Here is a 25,456-nt window from a genome sequence, read left to right on the forward strand (position 1 = left end):
CTTTAAGCGAACGGATGACGCAGAACGATGGTTTCGTTGCGGTCCGGACCGGTCGAGATGATGTCGATCGGCGCGCCGATCAACGCTTCAACGCGCTTGATGTAAGCACGCGCGTTTTCTGGCAGCTCTTCCAGGGTCTTGGCACCCACGGTCGACTCGGTCCAGCCCGGCACCGACTCGTACACAGGCTCAAGGCCTTCGTAGCTGTCAGCATCAGTCGGTGCGTCAACCAGCACAGCACCGTTTGCATCTTTGTAGCCGACGCAAATGTTGATGGTTTCCAGACCGTCGAGTACGTCCAGCTTGGTCAGGCAGATACCCGAGATGCTGTTCACATCGATAGCGCGACGCAGGATAACAGCGTCGAACCAGCCACAACGACGGGCACGCCCGGTGGTAGCACCGAACTCATGACCCTGCTTGGCCAGGTGAGCGCCGACGTCGTCGAACAGCTCAGTCGGGAAAGGACCCGAACCTACGCGCGTGGTGTATGCCTTGGTGATGCCCAGGATGTAATCCAGGAACATCGGGCCAACGCCCGAACCGGTGGCTACGCCGCCAGCCGTGGTGTTGGAGCTGGTCACGTACGGGTAGGTACCGTGATCGATGTCCAGCAACGAGCCCTGGGCACCTTCGAACATGATGTCCTTGCCAGCGCGACGCAGGCCGTGCAGCTCAGCAGTGACGTCCAGCATCAACGGCTTGAGCAGCTCAGCGTATTCCTTGCACTCGGCCAGGGTCTTGTCGAAGTCGATGGCTGGTTCTTTGTAGAACCCGACCAGCATGAAGTTGTGGTATTCCACCAGTTCACGCAGCTTGGCTTCAAAGCGCGGCATGTTCAGCAGATCGCCAACACGCAGGCCACGACGGGCTACTTTGTCTTCGTACGCCGGGCCGATGCCGCGACCGGTAGTACCGATCTTCAGCTCGCCACGGGCCTTTTCACGGGCCTGGTCCAGCGCGACGTGGAACGACAGGATCAGCGGGCAAGACGGACTGATACGCAGGCGCTCGCGCACCGGTACGCCTTTCTCTTCCAGCTTGATGATTTCACGCAGCAACGCGTCGGGAGCAACCACGACACCGTTGCCGATCAGGCACTGCACGCCTTCGCGCAGAACGCCCGACGGAATCAGGTGCAGAACGGTTTTTTCGCCGTCGATCACCAAGGTGTGGCCAGCGTTGTGGCCACCTTGGTAGCGCACTACAGCGGCAGCATGTTCGGTCAGCAGATCAACGATCTTGCCTTTGCCCTCATCACCCCATTGGGTGCCCAGGACTACGACATTCTTACCCATAACACTTGTCCTCATTCGCGCAAACTTGGTGCCGGCAGCCGCCGGCAGGAAAACTCAAGAAGCCAGCGGCACTACTTGCCACAAGCCATTCTGCAGAATCAATTGGCGGTCGCAGTCCGCATCACGGGCGGCGGCCTGTAGCTGCCCAGGCAACGCCTGAACCACACGCTGACCTTCACTGCGAAGCTGGCAAACCTGCTGCCAGAGTGCCGCATCCGTGCTGTCAGGCATCCAGATACCACCAGACGGTAGCTCGACTTCAGCACGCCCCAGGGTCACCAGGGTTTTCAAATCGGTCGAGAAGCCGGTAGCGGGACGGGCGCGACCGAAGTCAGCGCCGATATCATCATAACGACCGCCCTGAGCGATGGAGTCCCCAACGCCCGGTACAAAAACCGCAAACACCACACCTGTGTGGTAGTGATAACCACGCAACTCACCCAGGTCAAAATACAGCGGCAACAGCGGGAAACGCACAGACAACCGCTCGGCAATCGCCAGCAGATCGTCCAGAGCAGCCAGCACCGGGGCCGGAGCCTTGGCCAGTCGCTCACGCGCAGCAGCCAGTACCTCACGGCCACCACACAAATTAACCAATGCCTGCAGCATGCCCGCCAAATCAGCCGGCAAACCTTCGGTCAAGGCCGTTACTTCGTCGATCGCCTTGCGTTGCAGGGCGTCGAACAATTGTTGTTCCACTTCAACCGACAGGTTGGCCGCACGGGCCAGCCCGCGATAAATACCTACGTGCCCCAGATCCATGTGCACATCCGGAACATCGGCCAGTTGCAGCATCGCCAGCATCAGGCTGATGACTTCAACGTCGCTGCTCGGGCTGGCATCGCCATACAACTCGGCACCCAGTTGAATCGGGCTGCGCGAGGATGACAACGCTCGGGGCTGGGCATGCAGCACACTGCCGGCGTAGCACAGACGGCTCGGCCCTTCACGACGCAGTGTATGCGCATCGATGCGCGCCACTTGCGGCGTGATGTCGGCACGAAAACCCATCTGGCGACCCGTTTGCGGGTCAATAACCTTGAAGGTCCGCAAGTCGAGGTCCTGGCCAGCCCCTGTCAGCAGAGACTCCAGGTATTCGATATGCGGGGTGACGACGAACTCATAGCCCCAGCTCTGGAACAGATCCAGCACCTGACGCCGCGCAACTTCAATGCGGGCAGCCTCGGGCGGAAGTACTTCTTCGATGCCATCTGGCAAGAGCCAGCGGTCTACCGTTGCCATTACACCATTCCCCTATGATCCGGGCGGCCAGCCAGCAGGCGAGCCTTGAGTAAAGCAGAACGTGGCTGCGTCTTGAACGCGCACAGCAAAAAAGCCCAAAACGACGGGCTTACGCAGCAACATTCCTCGAAAAATCTGCCGACGCTGTAACAGCCGCTCGGTCAATCAAACATGCAGACGCAAAAAAGCCGGGAATTTCCCGGCTGCCGTATCATACACACGTTTTCTCAAAGGATCACCCCGCCAGACAATTTGCCCGCCCAGCGGAGTGAACTCATGCCCTGGATTGCTGCCCGCAGGCATACAACCCAAGGCATGGCCCTTGTTATTGCGAAGGCTTGGATTTTTCCAGGTAGCGGAAGAAATCGCTGCTTGGATCCAGAACCAGGACATCGCTCTTGTTCGCAAAGCTTTCGCGGTAAGCGCGCAGGCTGCGATAGAACTTGTAGAACTCTTGATCCTGGCTGTAAGCCTTGGAGTAGATTGCAGCAGCCTGGGCATCACCGTCACCGCGAGACTCTTCGGACTCACGATACGCCTCAGCCAACAGCACACGGCTTTGACGATCGGCGTCAGCACGAATACCTTCGGCCAGCTCGTTACCCTTGGCGCGGTGCTCACGAGCTTCACGCTCACGCTCACTGCTCATGCGCTCGAACACGCTGCGGTTAACTTCCTTCGGCAGGTCGATGGCCTTGACCCGGACATCGATCACTTCGATACCCAGTTCTTTCTCGGCCATTCTGTTCAACGAAGCCGTCAGGTCAGCCATCAGCGCATCACGCTCACCGGACACAACCTCGTGCAAGGTGCGCTTGCCGAACTGGTCACGCAGGCCGGATTCCAGACGACGCGACAAACGCTCGTCAGCAATCTGCTTGAGACCCGATGTAGCGGTGTAGAAGCGCTCGGCATCTTTCACGCGCCACTTGGCGAAGGCATCAACCATTACGGCTTTCTTTTCCAGCGTCAGGAAACGCTGCGTCGGAGCATCCAGCGTCATCAGGCGGGCGTCGAACTTGCGCACCTGGTTAACGTAAGGAATCTTCACATGCAGGCCCGGCTGGACATCGGTCTCAACCACACGACCGAAACGCAGCAGTACCGCACGCTCGGTTTGCGAGACGATGTAGAAGCTGTTCCAGGCAACGATCGCCACGACAACGGCCACAATAAGGGCGACCAGCGATTTATTGCTCATCAGCGACTCTCCCTGGTACGCGCTTGCGGCGGCAGATCTGTTTTGGCGTTCGAGCCAGCATCGTTATTACCCGCTGCTGCGGCCGAACCCGTTGCCGGCGTGCTGCCACTACGGCCTTCGATCATTTTGTCCAGCGGCAAGTAAAGCAGGTTGTTCTGGCCGTCCTTGTTACCGGTCACGAGCACCTTGCTGGTGTTGCTGAAGACTTCCTGCATGGTGTCGAGGTACAGACGGTCCCGGGTCACTTCAGGGTTTTTGCGATACTCGGCCACCAGCTTGGTAAAGCGGTCTGCTTCACCCTTGGCGCGAGAGATCACTTCATCACGATAGCCGTTGGCGTTTTCGATGATGCGCTGAGCCTGACCACGCGCTTCCGGCACCACGCCATTGGCGTAGCTTTCTGCCTGGTTGCGGGCACGCTGCTCGTCTTCACGGGCGCGAATCACGTCATCAAAGGCTTCCTGCACTTCACGCGGTGCTGCTGCGCTCTGTACGTTCACCTGGGTCACGGTGATACCGGTCTTGTAGGTATCAAGGAAACGCTGCAAGCGCTCTTTGATCTCAACCGCCATCTGCTCACGACCTTCGGTCAGGACCTGGTCCATTGCCGTGGAACCCACGACATGGCGCAGGGCACTTTCGGTCGCCTGCTGCAGGCTGATTTCCGGCTGATCAACGTTAAGCACGAAGTCGCGCAGGTTGCTGATCTTGTACTGCACGGTCAGTGGCACTTCGACGATGTTTTCGTCTTCAGTGAGCATCTGGCCCTGCTTGGAGTAGGCACGCTCACGCGTCACGTTCTCCAGGTACTTTTTGTCGAACGGCGGGAAGTAGATGTTCAGGCCCGGCCCGACAGTGTCGTAGTACTTGCCCAGGCGCAGCACAACGGCTTGCTCCTGCTCATCGACCACATAGACCGCGCTGTACAGCCATGCCGCAGCCAATACGACCAGGCCGATGCCGAGCAGACCGAAACCGGCGCCCTTGCCGCCCGATCCGCCTTCGCTGCCACCACGTTTCTTTCCACTACCGAACAACCCATTCAGGCTTTCCTGCAGCTTGCGGAAGGCCTCGTCGAGATCCGGTGGTCCCTTGCGGCCGCCATTATTCGGGCGTTTGCCACCCCAAGGATCTTGATTGTTCGAGTTGCCACCCGGCTCATTCCAAGCCATAGCGCTCTCCATCTGATAAAGCAAAGACGCGCCCACGGCGCGCCGACCAATGCTACAGAATGCCTATCACAGCGGCACAGCCGCTTTGCGAGGCTTTTATTGCAAAGTGTGTTCTTCGATGAATTCCAGCGGCTGCATCCCTTCGCGGCTGACCAAGCGGTTGAGCTCGGATCGCGGCAGGCGCACGTCCAACAGACTGGCCCCCTCATCGTCATGCTCTTCTTTTTGCACAACACCCAATTCAAAGAACTGTGCACGCAGTCGAGCAAAACGCTGCTCCAAGCGCAAGGTCCCAACGAACAAATCATTGCCCAGCAACTCGGCGATGGCTTGCTCAAGCAACTCCAACCCTTGACCGTCGCGGGCCGACAACCAGACCCGCTGCGGTTTGCCGTCGGCATCGCGCTGAATCTGCGGCTCGACGCCTTCAAGCAAATCGATTTTGTTGTAGACCTCAAGGATCGGCAAGTCCTGGGCACCAATCTCGCCCAGCACCACCATCACCTGCTCGATCTGCGCCATGCGTTCAGGTTCGTGCGCGTCGATCACATGCAGCAGCAAATCGGAATTGCTCGACTCTTCGAGCGTAGACCGGAAAGCTTCAACTAGCTTGTGCGGAAGGTGACGAATAAAGCCCACGGTATCGGCCAGAACAATCGGCCCCAGGTCGCCCAGATCGAGGCGGCGCAAGGTCGGGTCGAGCGTGGCGAACAATTGGTCGGCGGCAAAAACGTCTGAACCGGTGACCGCGTTGAACAGCGTGGATTTACCGGCGTTGGTATAGCCCACCAGCGACACCGTAGGAATGTCGGCGCGTTGACGCCCTCTACGGGACTGCTCGCGTTGACTGCGGACTTTTTTCAGGCGGGCCTTGATCTGGCTGATACGCACGCGCAACAGACGGCGGTCGGTTTCGAGCTGGGTCTCACCCGGCCCGCGCATGCCAATGCCGCCACCCTGACGCTCAAGGTGGGTCCAGCCGCGTACGAGACGCGTGCTCATGTGGTCAAGCTGGGCCAGTTCGACCTGGAGCTTGCCTTCATGGGTGCGGGCGCGCTGAGCGAAGATATCGAGAATCAGCCCTGTACGGTCAAGCACGCGACACTCGAAAACACGTTCGAGATTTCGCTCCTGACTGGGCGTGAGGACGTGATTGAAAATCACAATATCGACCTTCTCGGCCTTGACCAGGTCGCGTAGCTCCTCGACCTTGCCACTGCCAATCAGGTACTTGGCCGATGGCCGATGACGCGGCACGTTAAAAAACGCGACGGTCTCGGCGCCGGCCGATACAGCTAACTCCTGGAACTCCTGCGGATCTTCGCGCGCCTCAGGGTCCTGACCTTCCAAGTGAACGAGGATCGCTCGCTCACCACCACCGTGGCGCTCAAAGAACAAAGCAGACTCCTATCAGGCGTTACCTGGTTCAGCATCTGCCAGTTCCGATTCAGCTGCGCTAGGCAAACGAATTGGGCGAACTGGTACTACTGTCGAGATAGCGTGTTTGTAAACCATTTGGCTAACAGTGTTTTTCAGCAGAATAACGAACTGATCGAAAGATTCGATGGTCCCCTGCAGCTTGATCCCGTTGACCAAGTAGATGGAAACGCCAACCTTCTCTTTACGCAAAGTATTCAAGTAAGGGTCTTGTAGCGAATGCCCTTTTGACATATGCCGCACTCCTGTAAGGATAAATAAAAATAGAAACAAAAATTAGATGGCTGATGACGCCACATCCATAGGATAGACGGCATTTCCTGAGACTCAGCTCAATATGGAGACCGATCCCAGGTATTTCAAGGCTCGTGGCAGATTGTCGCAGTCCAGGCTGTCCAGCCAATGGAGATCACTCCAGCTGCGCAACCAGGTGAACTGACGCTTTGCCAATTGGCGCGTAGCAATGATGCCGCGCTCCTGCATCTCGGCTGCCGTCAGTTTGCCGTCGAGGTAATCCCAGACTTGCCGATAGCCTACAGCACGTATAGACGGCAAACCTGAATGCAAGTCACTTCTGCTGCGCAGTGCTAGGACCTCGTCAATGAACCCCTGTTCCAGCATCTGCCCGAATCTTTGTGCAATTCGTTCATGCAATACCTGACGATTCGCCGGAGCGATGGCCAGATTCGCGACAGTATAGGGCAATTGTCCCTGTCCAGAAGCCGCTGCTTTAGTCGTTTCTTCAGATTGTTTTTGCCGGTGGGCTGTCATGCTCATACCGCTGACCCGATAAACCTCTAGCGCACGGGTCAGACGCTGTGGATCATTGGGATGGATACGTGCCGCCGACTCGGGATCTATCGCCGCCAACTGGTCGTGCAGGGCTTGCCAGCCCAGGCGCCGGGCCTCCTCTTCAAGCTCGGCACGCACCTCGGCGTCGGCAGCCGGCATGTCCGCCAGGCCTTCACTCAGCGCCTTGTAATAGAGCATGGTGCCGCCCACCAGCAGCGGAATATTTCCGCGCGCGGTGATCTCGGCCATGGCCTGCAGCGCATCACGGCGAAAGTCGGCTGCCGAATAGCTGTCGGCCGGATCGATAATATCGATCAATTGGTGCGGGTGCCGAGCCAGAATGTCCTTGGACGGCTTGGCCGTGCCAATGTCCATGCCGCGATACACCAATGCCGAGTCGACACTGATCAACTCGCACGGCAAGACTTTGCTCAGCTCGATCGCCAGATCGGTTTTACCCGCAGCAGTTGGCCCCATCAAAAAAATGGCGGGGGGTAAAACGTTGGAACCTGTCATCAGCGACCGCGCAAAAAGAGTTTGTCCAAGTCGTCCAGGCCCATTTGGGTCCAGGTCGGACGACCATGATTGCACTGACCGCTGCGCTCGGTGTTTTCCATGTCACGCAACAAGCCGTTCATTTCCGGGATGGCCAATCGACGATTGGCCCGGATCGCACCGTGGCAAGCCATCGTGCCGAGCAACTCATTGAGGTGGGCCTGGATCCGGTCACTGGTGCCGTATTCCATCAAGTCTGCCAACACATCGTGCACCAGGCGCTGAGCCTCGGCCTGCTTGAGCAAGGCCGGAATCTGACGGATCGCCAGGGTTTCGGGACCCAGGCGCTGCAACTCGAAGCCAAGGCGCTGGAACCATTCGCCATGCTCTTCAGCGCAATCGGCTTCGCGCTGGCTGACTGCAATCGACTCTGGCACCAGCAGCGGCTGCCCGCTCAGGCCTTCGCTGGCCATGGCGATTTTCAGGCGTTCATACATGATGCGCTCATGCGCGGCATGCATATCCACCAGCACCAGGCCCTGGGCGTTTTCAGAAAGAATGTAGATACCCTTGAGCTGCGCCAGGGCAAAGCCCAGCGGCGGTATATCACCCTGCCCCTCAGGCAGCGGCGCTGCGTTTGCCTCAGGCAAGGGCGCAAAGAATTCGCGATAGGCGTTTTTCGCCTCGCTGACGGATACTGAAGGGGTGGAAGACTGCGGCCGGTATTGATACTGGTAACCGGCTCCAACACCCGAGCCCGGCGCAGACTGCGACTGCACAGGAGCCGCTTGCGGCTGCTCCAGCAGATGCGCGGCCAGACGCATTTCACCCTGAGGGCCGAATTCCCCGGCATCGAGGCCGGTCGGGCGCTCGGCACCGGGAACCGGTGCAGGCGCGGCCAATTGATCCTCTGGACGCACGTCACCCAGGGCACGGTGCAAGGTGCCGTACAAAAAGTCGTGAACCATGCGCCCGTCACGGAAACGCACTTCGTGCTTGGTCGGGTGCACGTTGACATCGACCACCGAAGGGTCGACTTCAAAAAACAGCACGAACGTCGGATGCCGGCCATTGAACAGCACATCGCGATAGGCCTGGCGTACGGCGTGAGCCACCAGTTTGTCGCGCACCGCACGACCATTCACATAGAAGTACTGCAAGTCGGCCTGGCTGCGGGAAAAGGTCGGCAAACCGACCCAGCCCCACAAATGCAACCCATTGCGCTCAATCTCGATCGGCAGTGCCTGCTCCAGGAATGCCGAACCACACACAGCAGCCACACGCCGCGCACGGGCGGTGTCGTCATGGGCTTCATGCAGATTGAGGATGGTTTTGCCGTTATGGCGCAGGTTGAACGCCACATCGAAGCGGGCCAGCGCCAAGCGTTTGATCACTTCTTGCAGGTGATCGAACTCAGTTTTTTCGGTTTTAAGAAACTTGCGTCGCGCCGGGGTATTGAAAAACAGATCGCGCACTTCCACGGAAGTGCCGACCGGATGCGCTGCCGGTTGTACGCGGGGCGCCATGTCGCGGCCTTCGGTTTCAACCTGCCACGCCTGATCTGCGCCACGGGTTCGCGAGGTCAGCGTGAGACGGGCTACCGAGCTGATCGACGCCAGTGCCTCGCCACGAAACCCCAGGCTCATCACCCGCTCAAGGTCTTCGAGGTCACGAATCTTGCTGGTGGCGTGACGCGCCAACGCCAGCGGCAAGTCGTCGCTGGAGATACCGCTACCATCATCACGCACTCGCAGCAGCTTGATACCTGCTTGTTCAACATCCACATCGATACGCTTGGCGCCCGAGTCGAGGCTGTTTTCCAGCAACTCTTTAATCACCGAAGCGGGACGCTCGACCACCTCGCCCGCTGCAATCTGGTTAGCCAGCCGTGGACTGAGCAGTTCGATCCGCGCGCTACTGTTCAACGCCTCATCACTCATTGGCGGGTTACCAACTCAGCGACAGGGATATTCAGGGTCTGGCCGATTTTCAGTTCGTCAGTTTTCAAGCTGTTGCTGGAACGCAAGCTGGCCACGCCCACTTGATAGCGCACAGCGATCATCGCCAGGGTTTCGCCGGGGCGAACCGTGTGTTCCCGGGCGCTCTGGGCGATTTTGCCTGTGTCGCGCAACCAGGCGATATACGTGCCCGGCGGCGGGTTTTGCTGGAAGAACTGGCGTACGCCACTGCTGATCGAACGCGCCAGCGCTTGCTGGTGATTGGACGAAGACAGCTTGGATGCCTCGTTGGCATTGGAGATGAAGCCGGTCTCGACCAGGATCGACGGAATGTCCGGCGACTTGAGCACCATGAATCCGGCTTGTTCCACGCGGCGCTTGTGCAAGGGGGTCACGCGGCCAATGTTGCTCAAGACCTTTTGGCCAACGTTCAGACTGGAAGTCAGCGAAGCGGTCATCGACAGGTCGAGCAACACGCCCGCCAGCATCCGGTCCTTGTCATCGAGGCTGACGTTGCCAGCACCGCCGATCAAGTCGGAACGGTTTTCACTGTCTGCCAGCCAACGGGCGGTCTCGGAGGTAGCACCCCGTTCAGACAAGGCAAACACCGAGGCGCCGAATGCGGCCCTGGACGGTGCGGCGTCTGCGTGAATCGACACAAACAGATCGGCGCCCTTCTTGCGGGCGATTTCGGTACGACCGCGCAGCGGAATAAAGTAGTCGCCGGTACGGGTCAGTTCGGCCTTGAAGCCTTTCATGCCGTTGATTTGACGCTGCAGTTCTTTGGCAATCGCCAACACCACGTCTTTTTCGCGCTGGCCGGCCGAGCCCGAAGCCCCCGGGTCTTCGCCACCGTGACCGGCATCAATCACCACCACCACGTTGCGCTTGCCCTTCGGCACAGGAACGGGGGTCAGCTTCACTTCCGGCTGAGTCGGGGTGACCGGCACCACCGGCACTTTAGCCACGTTGGTGGGCGGCAGGCTTGGCGTCAGGTCGGCGCCCTGGTCATAGAGGTCGACCACCAGGCGGTTGCCGTACTGCGCGTTTGGCGGCAGGGTAAAACTCTTCGGGGTCACGGACTGCTTCAGGTCGATGACCACACGCAAATCCTGAGGCGTGCGCTGTGCCGAGCGCATGCTGGTAATGGGCGTGTTGGCCATCGGCACATTCAATGCGCCGGCCAGGGTCGCGCCATTGATATCGATCACCAGACGATCAGGTGCCGTCAGCGTAAAGACGCTGTGTTGCACGGGGCCCGTGAGGTCAAATACTAATCGCGTGTTGTCCGGTGCGCGCCACAAACGCACGCTTTTCACCTGAGTTGCCGCAACGGCATTCACCGCCATGACACTGAGCAACAGACCAACGACACTCACTAACGCGCGAAAGCGCATACCAAACCCCATCATTATTTGAATTCCAATGCCAAAGTCTCACACCAGGACTCGCCACGCGAACCCTGGGCCGACAACTTCAGCGAGCGCCCGGCATCAAGGGGGCTAATGGTAATGGTCAGGTCAGGCTTTGGCAAAAAGCCTGCACCTTTTTGAGGCCATTCAATCAGACACAATGTATCGCCATCGAAATAATCCCGGATGCCCATGAATTCCAGCTCTTCAGGATCTTCCAGGCGATAGAGATCAAAGTGAAAGGCCCGGACCTCACCGATCTCATAGGGCTCTACCAAGGTAAATGTAGGACTTTTTACTGCGCCAACATGCCCAAGGCCGCGAATAATGCCCCGCGACAGGGTCGTTTTACCGGCGCCCAGATCCCCTTCAAGGAAAATCACCCCCCGCCCTTGAGTGACGCGAGCCAACTGCCCGCCAAATGCGACCATGGCTTCTTCATCAGCCAGTGGCAGTGTTAATTCAGACACGGTGCTTGCTCCTCCAACAACTGACGAATGACTGGAATCAAATCACTGGCCGCCAGCCCACGGCCCATTGATCCTTGTTGCTCCCCGGCACGGGCATGCAGCCACACCGCCAGGCACGCGGCATCAAACGCGCTCATGCCTTGAGCCAGCAGCGCGCCGATCACGCCTGCCAGCACATCCCCCAAACCGGCCGTGGCCATCGCCGGATGCCCGTGATCACACAGGGCCAAACGGCCATCCACATCGGAAATCAAACTGCCTGCCCCTTTGAGAACGCACGCCACTGAGTATTTTTTAACCAGGGCCCGTGCCGCAGCCGGGCGGTCGCCCTGCACCTGGCTCGTACTGATACCGAGCAAACGCGCGGCTTCGCCAGGGTGCGGAGTGATCACTGAACCTGACGTTAGCTTAAAGTCAGCGTTGGACAACAGATTCAGCGCATCGGCATCCCAGACCTGCGGCATTTTTACCTGGACCGCTGCCGACAACAGGCTGCGCCCCCATGCGGCCTGCCCCAAGCCCGGCCCGACCACCAACACCGACGCGTGTGCCAGCACGTCCATCAGCTGATTGGCCGACGACACGCCCAAGGCCATGACTTCGGGCAAGCGGGTCAAGGCTGCAGGCACGTGCTCGGGCCGGGTCGCCAGCGACACCAGGCCCGCGCCACAGCGCAATGCAGCCTGTGCACTCAGGGTAATGGCGCCGCCGAACCCCCTGTCGCCACCGATCAACAGCACATGCCCGAACTGGCCCTTGTGGGCACTGGTTGTACGCGCAGGCAGGCGCGGCAGAGTCTCTGCATGAAGCGGCGTGGGCTCGGGAAACAGGTGTTTGGTCTGCGGCATGCGTGTTGGACTCCGATGTCTGGCAGAATTATACGCATCTCAGCCCCGGTTTCTCTTGCCTCATGCCTGCTATTACTGTCGACCTCCCCGCACTTGCTCAGTCCATCAAGGAATGGGGCCGTGAGCTGGGCTTCCAACAAGTCGCCATTGCCGGCCTCGATCTGGGCGAACACGAACAGCATCTGGAGCGCTGGCTCGCCGCCGGCTACCACGGCGACATGGAATACATGGGCGCCCATGGCAGCAAACGCTCACATCCCGAAGAGTTGGTTCCCGGCACGTTGCGGGTGGTTTCCCTGCGTATGGATTACCTGCCCGGAGACACCCACATGGCGCAATTGCTCGCCCAACCCGAAAAAGCCTACGTGTCGCGCTACGCCTTGGGCCGCGATTATCACAAGCTGATCCGTAAACGCGTGCAACAGCTCGCCGACCGCATTCAGGCGGCCATCGGCCCTTTCGGCTTTCGTGCGTTCGTCGACAGTGCCCCCGTCCTGGAAAAAGCCATCGCGCAAAAAGCCGGCCTGGGCTGGATCGGCAAAAACACCCTGGTGCTCAATCGCAAGGCGGGCAGCTACTTCTTTCTGAGTGAGCTGTTTGTCGACTTGCCGCTGCCCGAAGACCCGCCCCACGAGACTGAACATTGCGGGCGCTGCACGGCGTGCCTGGACATTTGCCCAACCAATGCGTTTGTCGGGCCCTATGTGCTGGATGCCCGGCGCTGCATCTCATACCTGACCATCGAGCTTAAAACTGCTATCCCCGAGGACCTGCGCCCACTGATTGGTAATCGGGTATTTGGCTGCGATGACTGCCAGATCGTCTGCCCCTGGAACCGTTTCGCCCGCCCCACAACAGAAGGTGACTTCAAGCCGCGACATAACCTGGACAACGCCGAACTGGCCGAACTGTTTATGTGGGATGAAGACAAGTTCCTGAGCAGCACCGAAGGCTCTCCCCTGCGCCGGGCCGGTTATGAGCGCTGGCTGCGCAATTTGGCGGTGGGCCTGGGCAATGCACCGTCGAGCATTCCGGTGCTGGAAGCCTTGAAGGCCCGCCGTGAATATCCCTCGCAGCTGGTGCAGGAACATGTGGCATGGGCATTGAAGCAACACGCTGAGCGGGCCTGAAGACAGCTGTTGTCCACGCAACGAGGCTGCGTCCGGCTAGATAGCCGTCGTGCATCGAAGTACGCCATGGGTACCGAGGACTCCGCCCTCGACCGTAGCCTCGCGGAGCTCGTCAACGGCTACAGATTTGGAGACATTCTGTAGGCCGCTACCGAAGGCCTAGTGCTCGTCGTTGTAGACGAACTTGGGCATTTCCCAGTTGAAGCGGATCGCCAGCAAGCGCAGCAGCAGGCCGCCGAACAAGGTGACGAGAATCGCCTGTTCGTTGGGCATTTCAAGCCAGGTGCAGAGCAGGAAGCACCACGCGGCAGCGAAGGACACGCTGGCATAGAGTTCACGGCGAAAGATCAATGGGATATCGTTGCAAAAGATGTCTCGCAAGATGCCGCCGAACACACCGGTAATGACCCCGCTGACCGAAGCCACCAGCATGCCTTGGCCCATTTCCAGGGCAGTCATGCAGCCAATCAGCGTAAACGCCACCAGCCCCAGTGCATCGAGCACCAAAAACAGCGAGCGCAAATGGCGCATCAGTGGCGCGATAAAGATCGTCACCAGCGCGGCAAAGGTCGTCAGCACCAGGTATTCCGGGTGCTTCACCCACGTCAGCGGGTAATGCCCCAGCAACACATCGCGTACTGAACCGCCGCCCAGCGCCGTGACACACGCAATCAGCACCACCCCGAACCAGTCCATGCCTCGACGCCCGGCTGACAGCGCGCCGGTCATGGCTTCTGCGGTAATGGCAACTAAATAGAGCATCAGCAACATGGCAGCGATCCTTGCGATAAGGCGCGCAGTCTACTCAGTTGGCGCCAGCACCAAAAGGGGGCGACGCTGAAGGTTTGCAACGATCCCGTAGCCGCTGCCGAAAGTTACGTCCGATTGCCAAGCAATCGTAAACCTGAGTACAGGGTAAATCCGGCACATCGCTTGCCTGATTTCACGAGGGCTGCGCCGCCGGACGCAGCCTCGTATCTCGACAGCGCCTGGAAAGTGCGCTTACCGCGTTAGAACTTGATGAAGTGCTTACGGTAGTGCTGCAGCTCGGCGATCGACTCGCGAATGTCATCCAGCGCCAGGTGCGTCCCTTTTTTGACCAGGCTGTCGCGAACTTCCGGAGCCCAGCGGGCAACCAGCTCCTTGAGGGTCGACACGTCCAGGTTGCGGTAGTGGAAGTAGCTTTCGAGGGTTTTCATGTGGGTGTACAGGAAACGCCGGTCCTGGCAGATGCTGTTGCCGCAGATCGGTGACTTGCCTTTTGGCACCCATTGCTCAAGGAAGGCAATGGTTTGCGCCTCGGCCTCGGCCATGCTGGTGGTGCTGTCCTTGACGCGCTGGGTCAGACCGCTGCCGCCGTGGGTGCGGGTGTTCCATTCGTCCATGCGGGCCAGCACTTCATCGCTGTGGTGGATGGCAATGACCGGGCCTTCGGCAAGGGTGTTGAGGTTGCTGTCGGTGACAATGGTGGCCATTTCGATAATGACGTCGTTGTCAGGGTCCAGACCGGTCATTTCCAAGTCGATCCAGATCAGGTTCTGCGCGTTGTTCATAAAGGGCTCCCGGGCTTAGTCGCGCAGTTTAGCTTAGGCGTGCGGCCCACGTGCTAAACTCGGCGGCGTTTCATCTCCTTATCGCTTTATCAACACGGAACACCCATGGCCAAACGCCAGCTCAATCGTCGTCAGAATTGGCGCATCGAAAAGATCCAGGGCGAGCGCGCTGCACGCGCCGCCAAACGTGAATCCAGTGCCGTTGAGGCGCTTGAGGGCGGCGATCTGGGCCCCGAGCAGCTCGGCCTGGTCATCGCGCACTTTGGCGTACAAGTCGAAGTCGAAGCCCAGGAAGGCGAACTGAAAGGCCAGATGTTCCGTTGCCACCTGCGCGCCAACCTGCCCGCACTGGTCACCGGCGACACCGTTGTATGGCGCGCCGGCAATCAGGGCATCGGGGTAATCGTCGCCCAGCTGCCGCGTAAAACCGAGCTGTGCCGTCCGGACAGCCGTGGCCAGCTCAAGCCGGTCGCTGCCAACGTCGATATGATTGTGATTGTCTTCGCGCCAATGCCCGAGCCCCATGCCAACCTGATCGACCGTTATCTGGTGGCTGCCGAGCACGCCGGGATCCGCCCGCTATTGCTGCTCAACAAAGCCGACCTGATCGACGATCAAAATGCCCCGGCGCTTAATGCGTTGCTAGGTGTTTATCGACAGCTGGGGTACCCGGTGCTGGAAGTGTCGGCGCATCACGGCAATGGCATGCAGCAACTGCAAGCACAGCTGGATGGGCACATCAGTGTGTTTGTGGGTCAGTCCGGCGTGGGCAAGTCGTCCCTGGTCAACAGCTTGTTGCCAGAGGTCAACTTGCGGGTCGGGCCGCTGTCCGAGATTTCCGGGCAGGGCACGCACACCACGACCACCGCACGGCTGTTCCACTTCCCGGGCGGTGGCGACCTGATCGACTCCCCGGGTATTCGCGAGTTTGGTCTGGGGCACGTGAGCCGGGCTGATGTTGAAGCCGGGTTTATCGAGTTCAACGACCTGATCGGCCGTTGCCGCTTCCGCGATTGCAAACACGACCGCGAACCGGGCTGTGCACTATTAATGGCTCTGGAAGATGGCCGCGTACAGCAGCAGCGCATGAACAGCTACCGCTCGATCATCGCCAGCCTGCCCGAAAGCAGCTACTAAACCGCAGAAGCCCAGCAGGCGCGAACACGCTCGCGCCTGCTGGACTACGGGGCCTTATCGTCAAATAAATTCAGCTTTTTCCGCTCTTCATGGGCAGGTGGTGGCTGCTGGTCGGCCGGCAATACGATCGGATCAATCGGCGTTGTCGGTGTTTCAGCCTTGGCCTTGGGCGCGCCCTGCTCGCCTTCAATCGCCTGCTGGGCCTTTTTGGTCAGCACCACAATGTCGATGCGCCGGTTGATCGGGCTCAGCGGGTTGGTTTTGTTGAACAATTGGGACGAGGCATACCCCACGACTCGCGCCACCTGTGCCTCTGGGTAACTGCCTGCCACCAGCGCCCGTCGCGCCGCATTGGCGCGATTGGCCGATAACTCCCAGTTGCCGAAATCACCATTGCCGGCATACGGCGCGGCATCGGTATGGCCGCTGATACTGACTTTATTGGGCACCGCTTTAATGGTGTCGGCCAGGGCCAGCAAAATGTCTTCAAAATACGGCTTCAGGCGCGCACTGCCGACATCAAACATCGGCCGGCTCTCGGCATCCATGATCTGGATGCGCAGGCCGTCCGGGGCGATTTCAAACAGCAGTTGATCCTTGAATTTGCGCAACTCCGGGTTTTCTTCAACCTTGTTCTGCAGTTCTTGCAGCAACAGTTCGAGGCGCTCTTTCTCAACCTGATCGGCCACGCTTTCGGCCTGGTAAGCATCGAGCGGCACTTTGTCCGGTTGCGGCTGCAGCGTTTGTTCGGGGTTAAGGGTTTTTTCAGGTGCCAGCTCGGGGGTGCCGCCGAGGTCGATCACATACGGCGTGCCGCTCTCACTGAAGCCGATCGGGTCTTTGAAGTAGCCGCCGATGGCGATTTTCTGTTCTGGGGTCGCCGCAGTCATTAGCCACATCACCAGGAAAAACGCCATCATCGCCGTGGCGAAGTCAGCGAACGCGATTTTCCATGCACCACCGTGATGGCCTGCGGCATAGCGCTTGACGCGCTTGATGATGATTGGCTGATTGTTCTCCATAAATCAGCGACCGCGAACCACTTGTTCCAGCTCGGAAAAACTCGGCCGGTGCTTGGGGTACAACACTTTGCGACCGAATTCGACCGCCAGCGACGGCGGCATGCCCGAGGCGGAAGCCACCAGTGAGGCCTTGATCGATTCGTAGATGTTGAGCTCCTCCTTGGCATCGTGTGCCAGAGAAGTCGCCAGCGGCCCGAAGAAGCCATACGCGGCCAGGATCCCGAAGAACGTACCCACCAGGGCTGCACCGACGTGCATGCCGATCGCGGCCTGATCGCCTTCACCCAGCGAAGCCATGGTCACGACAATCCCCAGCACCGCGGCCACGATACCGAACCCGGGCATGCCGTCGGCAATACCGGTCACCGCATGGGACGGGTGATCCAGCTCTTCCTTGAGGTTGTACAGCTCCATGTCGAACAGCCCCTCAAGCTCATGGGGCGCCATGTTGCCGGACGACATGATGCGCAGATAGTCACAGATAAACGCCGTCATGCGTTCGTCTTTAAGCACGGTCGGGTACTTGGCAAAGATCGGACTGGCCGCTGCATCTTCGATATCGCCTTCGATGGCCATCATGCCTTCGCGACGACTTTTATTCAGAATGTCGTAAACCAGGCCCAGCACTTCAAGGTAGAACGCGTGGGAAAAACGCGAACCGAACATGCTGATGGATTTCTTGATCACGTGCAGGGTCATGTAGCCCGGGTTCGCCTGCAGGAACGCACCGAAAGCCGCACCGCCAATAATCAAGACTTCGAATGGCTGAATCAGCGCCCCGATCTTGCCATGGGAAAGCACGTAACCGCCGAGCACGCTCGCGAACACGACGATGATGCCGATAATTTTAGCCATAGGGATAAAGGTACTTATTGAGTCAGGTTCAAGATGATTGTCCGGCGCCGCTAAAACTCTTCTTCTCCTTATCGGCAAATCTGCGCCAGACTATAGCTTGCAACGGCGAAAAGCCATTTGCCCCGTCAGGGCGTGCACACAATGGATGATGACTGCGTTCCCATCATGACCTACGAAACCCTCGCCGTACCCTCAACGCCTTCTACCCTCGATGCCTGGGTCAAACACCTCGACGCCGTCAACCTGCCGATCCCGCTGCACAGCCACACACTGGTCTGCCAGGCACTCAACGACAGTCGACGCTCCCTGCGTGAAATTGCCGAGGTCATGCAAGACAGCCCGGCGCTGGCGCTAAGCCTGATCCGCGAGGCCAATTACCACGCCCACGGTAGTCTGAGCGAGCCGAGCGAGAGCCTTGAAGTGGCCATCAACCGCCTCGGCCTGCAACGCACCCAGGCGCTGCTTGAGCGTTTACCGGCCTTACCGGCTGAAGAAATGCCCTTGGCATTCCGGCAAATACAACTCATCAGCCAGCACGCCGCGCAGCAAGCCAGCGGGTTGTTCGGCAATCGTCTGGCACGGCTCTGGCACGAAATCTACTGGGGCAGCCTGCTGTTTCTCTCGCCACTGTGGGCCATGGCCCTGACCCACCCGCAACAGCTTGATGAATGGGAACGGCGAGTGTTTCATCAGGGCGAATGCGCCAGCAAGGTTGAGCAGCGGCTGTTCGGGGTGCGCCTGTTTGAAATCTGCCGGGCACTGGCGGTGTTGTGGCGACTGCCCGAGTGGGTGCTGCAAGGCTATGCCGTGATTACCGAAGAACAACGCACGCTGGTCAGCGTGCTGCACATCGCCCGTGACAGCCAGAATCCCCTGCGCCAACAGCAGCGCCTGGACGCCAATCCGGCACTGCGGCGCTGGCTGGGTCAGCCCGCCCATACCGTGCTGCTGGCCAACGGCCTGGCGCTGTCCGCGCAACAGGCCTGGGACTCACCGCATAACCTGCGCTGGCAATACCTGACCAGCCTGTACCTGCAAATGCCTCTGGATGAACTGCAACAGCAAGTGCATCAGAACGCGGCGAGCAGCGGGCGCTATCACGCGCTGCCCGACCTCTGGCACCCGGCACAGTCACTGCTCTGGCCGTGGGACATGCGCCGCACGAATCAGGGCCTGCTGCAGCCCGCCGCGCCACCTTCGGCCGAAGCACTGGCGTTGTGGCGCAAACACTGCGGAAAATTGCTGGCCGAACCGAGCGTGTTCAGCAACTCCATGCACCTGACCACCTGCGCCTGCGACGCCCTGATGGCCTGCGGCATGCGCCGGGTAATGTTGCTGATGGCCGACAAGACCTCATCCACCCTGCGCGTGCATCAAATCTCGGGGCTGCCCAAGGAAGTCTTCGATCTGAGCCTGCCCATCAATCAAAGCACCGCGCTGCAACGGTTGATGGAGCACCCGGCCCAAGTGCGCCTGACACCCGAAAATAACAAGGTGATTTCTGCCGTTTTACCCGATAGCCTGCGCAGCCTTTTCCCGGGGGAGCACCTGTTGTTGCGCTCATTGAGCAACCATGGCCGAACGGTGATGCTGATAGTCGCTGACCAGGGCGGCGGTCCGTTTTCACAGACCAGCGTGCAAGCCTTTGGTAAAACAGCGCAATGTATCGAGAAAGCGCTGAACAGCTTTACTGCTCGCGGGCGCTAACGCTTGCGCTACAATTCGCCCCCTTTCGCTCTGGAGACCTCACATGCCTGACTTCTCTGGCTTGCCGCTGGTGATTGAGCCCAGCGACCTGCTCGCCCGGCTCGAAACACCCAATCTGATTGTGGTCGACCTGACCAGCGTGGCGCGCTACGAGGCCGGGCACATTCCGGGCGCTCGTTTTGTCGACCCGAAACGGACACAACTGGGTCTGCCCCCGGCTCCCGGGTTGCTGCCGACCCAGGCTTCGCTGCAATCCCTGTTTGGCGAACTGGGGCACAACCCTGACGCGATCTACGTGGTCTATGACGATGAAGGCGGTGGCTGGGCCGGGCGTTTTATCTGGCTGCTGGATGTGATCGGGCACAAGGCCTACCACTACCTGGACGGCGGGCTTCACGCCTGGATCGCAGAAGGTTTGCCATTGTCCACCGAGGCCGCGCCCGCTGCTGGCGGCCCGGTTGCCCTGACGTTGCACGACGAACCCACGGCCACCCGCGAGTACCTGCAAAGCCGTCTGGGTGCCACCGACCTGGTGATCTGGGATGCACGCAGCGAAGGCGAGTACACCGGTGAGAAAGTACTGGCGGCCAAAGGCGGGCATATACCCGGCGCCAAACACTTTGAATGGACCGCTGGCATGGATAAAACCCGCCACCTGCGTATCCGCACCGACATGGCCCAGATCCTCAACGATCTGGGCATCAGCAAAGACAAAGAAGTGATTACCCACTGCCAGACCCACCATCGCTCTGGCTTTACTTATCTCGTTGCCAAATCGCTCGGTTACCCGCGCGTTAAAGGCTACGCCGGTTCCTGGGGCGAATGGGGCAACCACCCCGATACGCCCGTCGAACTGCCTGCAAAAAATTAAGGACCTTGAATGAAAAAGCGTTTATTCCTCCTCAGCCAGTACCTGTTGCCGCATCACCTGCTGTCGCGTCTGGCTGGCTGTATTGCCGAGTGCCGCGTGCGCTGGTTCAAAAATGCATTCACCACCTGGTTCGCCAAGCGTTACCAGGTGGATATGTCCCAGGCATTGGTTGAGGACGTGACTGCATACGAACACTTCAATGCGTTCTTCACCCGTGCCCTGAAAGAGGGCGCCCGCCCGCTGGATCAAACCCCGGGTGCCGTGCTCAGCCCGGCCGATGGTGCCGTGAGCCAGCTGGGCCCGATTGAGCATGGTCGCGTGTTCCAGGCCAAAGGCCACAGCTTCAGCGTGCTGGAACTGGTGGGTGGCGATGCTGGCGTGGCCGCGCAATTCATGGGCGGCGACTTTGCGACCATTTACCTGTCGCCCAAGGATTACCACCGCGTGCACATGCCGCTGGCCGGCACCCTGCGCGAAATGATCTATGTGCCGGGCCGTCTCTTTTCGGTCAACCAGACCACAGCCGAAAACGTGCCAGAGCTGTTTGCCCGCAACGAACGTGCGGTGTGTATTTTTGATACCGAGCGCGGCCCGATGGCCGTGGTATTGGTGGGCGCCATGATCGTGGCATCGATCGAAACCGTGTTTGCGGGCCTGGTAACACCGCCCAAGCGCGAGCTGAAAACCTTCCGTTACGACGAAGCTGCGCGTGCACCGATCCATCTGGAAAAAGGTGCCGAGCTGGGACGCTTCAAGCTGGGTTCGACCGCTATCGTGCTGTTCGGGCCGGAGCAAGTGAAATGGGCTGAAAACCTGGCAGCCGGTTCGCCGGTAACGATGGGACAGAGCATCGGTGCGCCAGCGGCTCAAACCGTATAAACGCAACGGCCCGCAGGCGCTGACGAGGCACGAAGGCTGCGATCTTTTGATATTGAGAAAGATCGCAGCCTTCGACAGCGCCTACAGGGAAAGGGCGATTATCAGCCCTGGCTGTTACGGTCGCGCTGACCCAACAGGTACAACACGCCATCCAGCCCCAGGTTCGAGATCGCCTGTTTGGCCGACTGCTTGACCAGTGGCTTGGCGCGGAACGCAACACCCAGCCCGGCAATGGCCAGCATCGGCAGGTCGTTGGCACCATCACCGACCGCAATGGTCTGCTCCAGGCTCAAACCTTCCTTTTGCGCCAGCTCACGCAGCAAGTCTGCCTTGCGCTGTGCGTCAACAATCGGCTCAACCGCCACCCCCGTCACCTTGCCATCCACCACACCCAACTCATTGGCGAACACGTAGTCGATGCCCAGCTTCGCCTGCAGCTGCTTGGCGAAATAGGTAAAGCCGCCCGACAGGATGGCCGTCTTGTAGCCCAGGCGCTTGAGTTCGGCGAACAGCACCTCAGTGCCCTCTGTCAGCCGCAGCGACGCACCGATGGAATCCAGTACGCTGACGTCCAGCCCCTTGAGCAGTGCCAGACGCTCCTTGAAACTGGCCTTGAAATCCAGCTCGCCAGCCATCGCACGCTCGGTAATGGCCGACACTTGCTCGCCCACACCGGCTGCTTTCGCCAGTTCATCGATGACTTCAGCTTCGATCAAGGTCGAGTCCATATCGAAGACCGCCAAACGGCGATTGCGACGGAACAGCGTGTCTTCCTGAAAAGCGATGTCGACATTGAGCTCTTGCGCCAGGTTGAAGAACTCGGCGCGCAAGGCCTGAATGTCGGTTGCCTCACCGCACACGCGGAACTCGATGCAGCTTTTGCTCAGCTCAAGCGGCGCATCCAGCGGCACTCGGCCAGACAGGCGATCGATATGCTCGATATTCAGCCCGTACTGGCTGATGATCGTCGTCACGCGCTGCAACTGATGAGCCGTGACCTGACGGCTCATCAGTGTCAGTACATGGCGCTTCTGGCTTTGCTCGGTCACCCAGTGCTGGTAGTCGGCTTCTGAAATAGGGGCAAAGCGCACCTGCTGGTCGAGAGCGCTGACCAATTGCTGAATGTCTTTGAGCACAGACGATGCCTGCTCGGTCCCCGGAATTTCGACCAGGATGCCCAACGACAAAAAGTCATGGATGACAGCCTGACCGATGTCGAGAATGCTCACACCATTGTTGGCCAATACACCGGTAATGGCCGCAGTGAGACCCGGACGGTCCTCACCCGTGATGTTTATCAGGACGATTTCGCGCAAGGCACACCCCCATTTCCTAAAAAAAACGCATTCTACTCACTTTCAGTGACCATCGGGCATCACCAAGGCTTTGCCGCCTCTAGGCTGCTCGTTATACTGCGCTCCAACTTAACGGACTAAGAGCCGCGCTCAGTGAACCGGCCATCGCCTGTCAAAACCGATAACTTCTTCCTGCTGATCTTTCGAGCCCTGCGCGATCGTCGCATTCCATTGGCGCTGCGTATTGCCAGCCATAACGTGATTCTGGTCGCCCTGGCGCTGGTCATTTATGCCGTGGTGATGGGCCTGCAGTTCAAGCAGGCCATGCACGAACAAGCCGACGCCCTGGGGCAGAGCCTGACCACGCAAACCGCTACGTCGGCGACCGAGCTGCTGGTGTCCAACGACATCCTCAGCCTCAACGTGCTGCTCAATAACCTGACCAAAAACCCGCTGGTGGCGCACGCTGCAATCTATAGCGTCGATAACCGCATCCTTGCTGAAGCCGGGGAGCGCCCAAAAAACAGCCTGCTGGGTGAAACAGAAGGTGTCTATCAGACCAAGATCACCTTTCAGGACGTGACCGCCGGCCATTTGCGCATCAGCCTGGACATGCAGCAGTTTGAACAGCCAATGACCATCAGCCTGCAAAGCATGGGTATCCTGAGCGCCATTTTGCTGGCGTTGGCGCTGGCCTTGAGCTTGCGCCTGGGCCGTCATATCACCACTCCGCTGCTGCAGTTGCGAGTGTGGCTGCGTGAACCCGATCCTCACACCCCGGCCATCCAGCGCCAGGACGAAATCGGCGACCTGGCACGCCAGCTCCACGCCCGTCTGGCCCCGGAAGCACCTGAGCCAGAGCCTGAGCCAGAAGAGCAGGACGAGATCGACGACGACGTTGAAGACAACGAGCCGACCTTCGAAGTCCGCAATCTGCGCGACCCGAGTTTTGATGAGGCACCTGCAGCACCGGCGCCTAAAGCGGCACCGCGCCAGGTGATCAGCACCGAAGAAGACGACGACAACGAAGAAGACCCGTTTGCAGACCTGCGCGACACCGGCACTGCGGTACCGGTTGTCCTGAGCAAGCCACAACCTTCAGCACCGGCCACGCCACAGCCAAGCGCCGTGCTTGCGGTACAACTGGGTGCACAGGAACAACTGCGACGCCTGCCCCGCGCCCGTCTGATGGAATTGCTGGAACGTTACCGCGACTGCCTGAACCAGGCGGCCTCGCTGTACCAAAGCGAGCTGCACACACTGAACGATGGCAGCACACTGATGCTGTTCCACAGCGAAGACAGCGGTGACGACTACCTGACCAACGCCATTTGCTGCGGTGAACTGCTACGCGCCCTGGGTCATGCCTTGCAGATCGAAGTCGCCGATAGCGGCATCACCCTGCAATTGCAGCTGGGTCTGGTGCTGGGTGAAGGCATGAACGGCTTGAGCCAGATAGACCTGCTACTGACCGAGACGGCCCAGGATGCCCTGGCGCTCTCGCAACACAGCCGCAACCTGCTGCTGGTTGAGCGCAAGATCAGCGACGACCCGCTGATCCGTCAGCGCGCTCGTATCCGCCCGATTGCCAGCCCTGAAGGTGCCTGCTGCGTTGAGCGCCTGATGGAGCCGTACCCGTCCATGCTTGAGCGCCAGTTGGCGCGGATGCATGAGACCCGCGTCTAAAGCACCGTCACAATAAAAGCCCCTCACCCTGACCCTCTCCCCCGAGGGAGGGGGCAGGGGCTTTTATCTGGCCCAAAAAAAATCCCGCACACCAGCGGGATTTTCAAAAGCGTTGATCACTGTCTCAGAAACGGAACACTTCCAGATCAGTGCGGATCGGTGAAGCCATCGGGATTTTTGGTCTGTCGGCGCTTTTCTTGGGGGCCGGCTTTGATTCGGGTTTGCGCGGCTCAACAAGCGGCGGCTGGTTGGCCAGTGGTTTGAGGGCCACTGCCAGTTGCTCACTCAATTGCTGCAACAACTCACCTTGAGCCTTGACCTGATCGGCCGTGCTGCCTTCGTGCAGCTTTTCGAGGTGGACCATGCGGTTATCACGCACATGACCACGACGGTCGATCAGGCGCCATTGTGCATCCAGCACAGCCGGCTGGTCTTTACCCGAATCCAGACGTGTAATCGTCAGCAGCACTTGCACGTCCGGGCTAAAGCTCGCGATGGCCGGCGCAAGCACCACGCGCTGGCTATCCAGGCGCCAGGCCAGTTGACGCACCAGCAATTGATCGATATCGGCAGACAGGCTGCCCGCCCAACGGCCGTCGGTCGCAGCACTCAGGCTGCCATCCTCCTGACGCTGCAGCAGGGTTTCACGTTGCAGGTAATCAGCCACGGTGACAGGGCCAAGTACCACGGCCATGCCCTCAGCTTGCTTGGGCTGACCAGGAGTGCCGCTGTCCAGTTGATACAGGGACGCTGGCTGATGCACGCTGCACCCGGCCAGGCCAAGCACACCGGCCAGCAACGCGATTAAAGGAAGGCGCAGAACGTTCATCATTCCATCCAGGTGGTCGCCGCAGTGCGCGCCACAGTGTGATTCTTGAAAAATTCGCCGGGCACATGGCCATATGCCGTACCACAAGAGCGCCATATCATCCGCGAATATCCGGTTCGACTCCAGCGTTGTTGCGTCGATCTGCGCGATAAAACGCAGATCGAGCG

23 protein-coding genes are annotated in these 25,456 nt (G+C 59.5%); 6 read left to right on the forward strand and 17 right to left on the reverse strand.

The genetic code is table 11. The features are described from left to right. Window positions 1–2: 2 nt before the first annotated feature. The 11 genes from DQN55_RS20110 to DQN55_RS20160 all read right to left on the reverse strand — a co-directional run bounded on the left by DQN55_RS20110 (window position 3) and on the right by DQN55_RS20160 (window position 12,325). Window positions 3–1,298: an adenylosuccinate synthase gene (locus DQN55_RS20110; protein WP_048382750.1), complete on the reverse strand. Its 1,296-nt coding sequence runs from the start codon at window positions 1,296–1,298 to the stop codon at window positions 3–5. A gap of 54 nt (window positions 1,299–1,352) precedes the next feature. After that, window positions 1,353–2,540, reverse strand: a complete 1,188-nt coding sequence (locus DQN55_RS20115; protein WP_048382751.1) for an ATP phosphoribosyltransferase regulatory subunit — start codon at window positions 2,538–2,540, stop codon at window positions 1,353–1,355. 325 nt (window positions 2,541–2,865) lie between these two features. Beyond that, window positions 2,866–3,741, reverse strand: coding sequence for a protease modulator HflC (hflC, locus tag DQN55_RS20120; RefSeq protein WP_048382752.1), 876 nt, complete (start codon window positions 3,739–3,741; stop codon window positions 2,866–2,868). Further along, complete coding sequence (gene hflK / locus DQN55_RS20125; RefSeq protein WP_048382753.1) at window positions 3,741–4,913, reverse strand: FtsH protease activity modulator HflK; 1,173 nt, start codon at window positions 4,911–4,913, stop codon at window positions 3,741–3,743. Before hflK ends, hflC begins: the two co-directional genes overlap by 1 nt. A 96-nt stretch (window positions 4,914–5,009) precedes the next feature. Further along, window positions 5,010–6,311 carry a ribosome rescue GTPase HflX gene (gene hflX, locus DQN55_RS20130; protein WP_048382754.1) on the reverse strand — a complete coding sequence of 434 codons (1,302 nt, stop codon included), beginning with the start codon at window positions 6,309–6,311 and terminating at the stop codon, window positions 5,010–5,012. A 12-nt stretch (window positions 6,312–6,323) separates the two neighbouring features. Further along, window positions 6,324–6,584 carry an RNA chaperone Hfq gene (gene hfq / locus DQN55_RS20135; RefSeq protein WP_003439025.1) on the reverse strand — a complete coding sequence of 87 codons (261 nt, stop codon included), beginning with the start codon at window positions 6,582–6,584 and terminating at the stop codon, window positions 6,324–6,326. A gap of 93 nt (window positions 6,585–6,677) precedes the next feature. Continuing rightward, on the reverse strand, window positions 6,678–7,658 hold the full coding sequence (gene miaA, locus DQN55_RS20140) for a tRNA (adenosine(37)-N6)-dimethylallyltransferase MiaA (RefSeq protein WP_048382756.1): 981 nt from the start codon (window positions 7,656–7,658) through the stop codon (window positions 6,678–6,680). Further along, window positions 7,658–9,577, reverse strand: a complete 1,920-nt coding sequence (gene mutL, locus DQN55_RS20145) for a DNA mismatch repair endonuclease MutL (protein ID WP_048382757.1) — start codon at window positions 9,575–9,577, stop codon at window positions 7,658–7,660. Before mutL ends, miaA begins: the two co-directional genes overlap by 1 nt. Continuing rightward, entirely contained in the window at window positions 9,574–11,004 is a 1,431-nt protein-coding gene (locus tag DQN55_RS20150) for an N-acetylmuramoyl-L-alanine amidase (RefSeq protein WP_197714167.1), read from the reverse strand. Before DQN55_RS20150 ends, mutL begins: the two co-directional genes overlap by 4 nt. Before the next feature lie 2 nt (window positions 11,005–11,006). Further along, window positions 11,007–11,477, reverse strand: a complete 471-nt coding sequence (tsaE, locus tag DQN55_RS20155; protein WP_048382758.1) for a tRNA (adenosine(37)-N6)-threonylcarbamoyltransferase complex ATPase subunit type 1 TsaE — start codon at window positions 11,475–11,477, stop codon at window positions 11,007–11,009. Further along, the gene (locus DQN55_RS20160) at window positions 11,465–12,325 is read right to left on the reverse strand and encodes an NAD(P)H-hydrate dehydratase (RefSeq protein ID WP_048382759.1); all 861 of its coding nucleotides are present in this window, start codon (window positions 12,323–12,325) and stop codon (window positions 11,465–11,467) included. Before DQN55_RS20160 ends, tsaE begins: the two co-directional genes overlap by 13 nt. Window positions 12,326–12,387: 62 nt before the next feature. Between DQN55_RS20160 and queG the strand changes: the two genes are divergently transcribed. Further along, window positions 12,388–13,455, forward strand: a complete 1,068-nt coding sequence (gene queG, locus DQN55_RS20165; RefSeq protein WP_048382760.1) for a tRNA epoxyqueuosine(34) reductase QueG — start codon at window positions 12,388–12,390, stop codon at window positions 13,453–13,455. Between the two features lie 159 nt (window positions 13,456–13,614). Here queG and DQN55_RS20170 read toward each other — a convergent pair whose 3' ends face one another. Next, the gene (locus DQN55_RS20170; RefSeq protein WP_048382761.1) at window positions 13,615–14,226 is read right to left on the reverse strand and encodes a trimeric intracellular cation channel family protein; all 612 of its coding nucleotides are present in this window, start codon (window positions 14,224–14,226) and stop codon (window positions 13,615–13,617) included. Between the two features lie 239 nt (window positions 14,227–14,465). Next, window positions 14,466–15,008, reverse strand: a complete 543-nt coding sequence (gene orn, locus DQN55_RS20175; protein WP_048382763.1) for an oligoribonuclease — start codon at window positions 15,006–15,008, stop codon at window positions 14,466–14,468. Window positions 15,009–15,113: 105 nt separating this feature from the next. Between orn and rsgA the strand changes: the two genes are divergently transcribed. Beyond that, window positions 15,114–16,145, forward strand: coding sequence for a small ribosomal subunit biogenesis GTPase RsgA (gene rsgA, locus DQN55_RS20180; RefSeq protein WP_048382764.1), 1,032 nt, complete (start codon window positions 15,114–15,116; stop codon window positions 16,143–16,145). A gap of 44 nt (window positions 16,146–16,189) precedes the next feature. Here the strand turns inward: rsgA and motB are convergent, their stop codons facing one another. Further along, a complete protein-coding gene (gene motB, locus DQN55_RS20185) occupies window positions 16,190–17,167 on the reverse strand; it encodes a flagellar motor protein MotB (protein WP_048382766.1) in 978 nt (325 codons plus the stop codon). A gap of 3 nt (window positions 17,168–17,170) precedes the next feature. Then, entirely contained in the window at window positions 17,171–18,022 is an 852-nt protein-coding gene (motA, locus tag DQN55_RS20190) for a flagellar motor stator protein MotA (RefSeq protein WP_048382767.1), read from the reverse strand. 165 nt (window positions 18,023–18,187) lie between these two features. Between motA and DQN55_RS20195 the strand changes: the two genes are divergently transcribed. Genes DQN55_RS20195 through asd form a run of 3 tightly spaced genes read left to right on the forward strand, consistent with a single transcriptional unit; the run spans window position 18,188 to window position 21,479 of the window. Beyond that, window positions 18,188–19,729 carry an HDOD domain-containing protein gene (locus DQN55_RS20195; protein ID WP_048382906.1) on the forward strand — a complete coding sequence of 514 codons (1,542 nt, stop codon included), beginning with the start codon at window positions 18,188–18,190 and terminating at the stop codon, window positions 19,727–19,729. Window positions 19,730–19,772: 43 nt separating this feature from the next. Continuing rightward, complete coding sequence (locus DQN55_RS20200) at window positions 19,773–20,600, forward strand: rhodanese-like domain-containing protein (protein WP_048382769.1); 828 nt, start codon at window positions 19,773–19,775, stop codon at window positions 20,598–20,600. A 9-nt stretch (window positions 20,601–20,609) separates the two neighbouring features. Continuing rightward, complete coding sequence (gene asd, locus DQN55_RS20205; protein ID WP_048382770.1) at window positions 20,610–21,479, forward strand: archaetidylserine decarboxylase; 870 nt, start codon at window positions 20,610–20,612, stop codon at window positions 21,477–21,479. A 101-nt stretch (window positions 21,480–21,580) separates the two neighbouring features. On the opposite strand, the gene serB is transcribed toward asd, so the two are convergent. After that, entirely contained in the window at window positions 21,581–22,795 is a 1,215-nt protein-coding gene (gene serB, locus DQN55_RS20210) for a phosphoserine phosphatase SerB (RefSeq protein ID WP_048382771.1), read from the reverse strand. 132 nt (window positions 22,796–22,927) lie between these two features. On the opposite strand from serB, the gene DQN55_RS20215 reads away from it, so the two are divergent. Then, complete coding sequence (locus tag DQN55_RS20215) at window positions 22,928–24,460, forward strand: AhpA/YtjB family protein (protein WP_048382772.1); 1,533 nt, start codon at window positions 22,928–22,930, stop codon at window positions 24,458–24,460. Window positions 24,461–24,584: 124 nt separating this feature from the next. Here the strand turns inward: DQN55_RS20215 and DQN55_RS20220 are convergent, their stop codons facing one another. After that, window positions 24,585–25,289 (reverse strand): PqiC family protein, encoded by a 705-nt coding sequence (locus DQN55_RS20220; protein ID WP_172601035.1) that lies wholly within the window; start codon window positions 25,287–25,289, stop codon window positions 24,585–24,587. Between the last annotated feature and the right edge of the window lie 167 nt (window positions 25,290–25,456).

It is taken from the genome of Pseudomonas taetrolens, assembly GCF_900475285.1.
Lineage (GTDB): Bacteria > Pseudomonadota > Gammaproteobacteria > Pseudomonadales > Pseudomonadaceae > Aquipseudomonas > Aquipseudomonas taetrolens.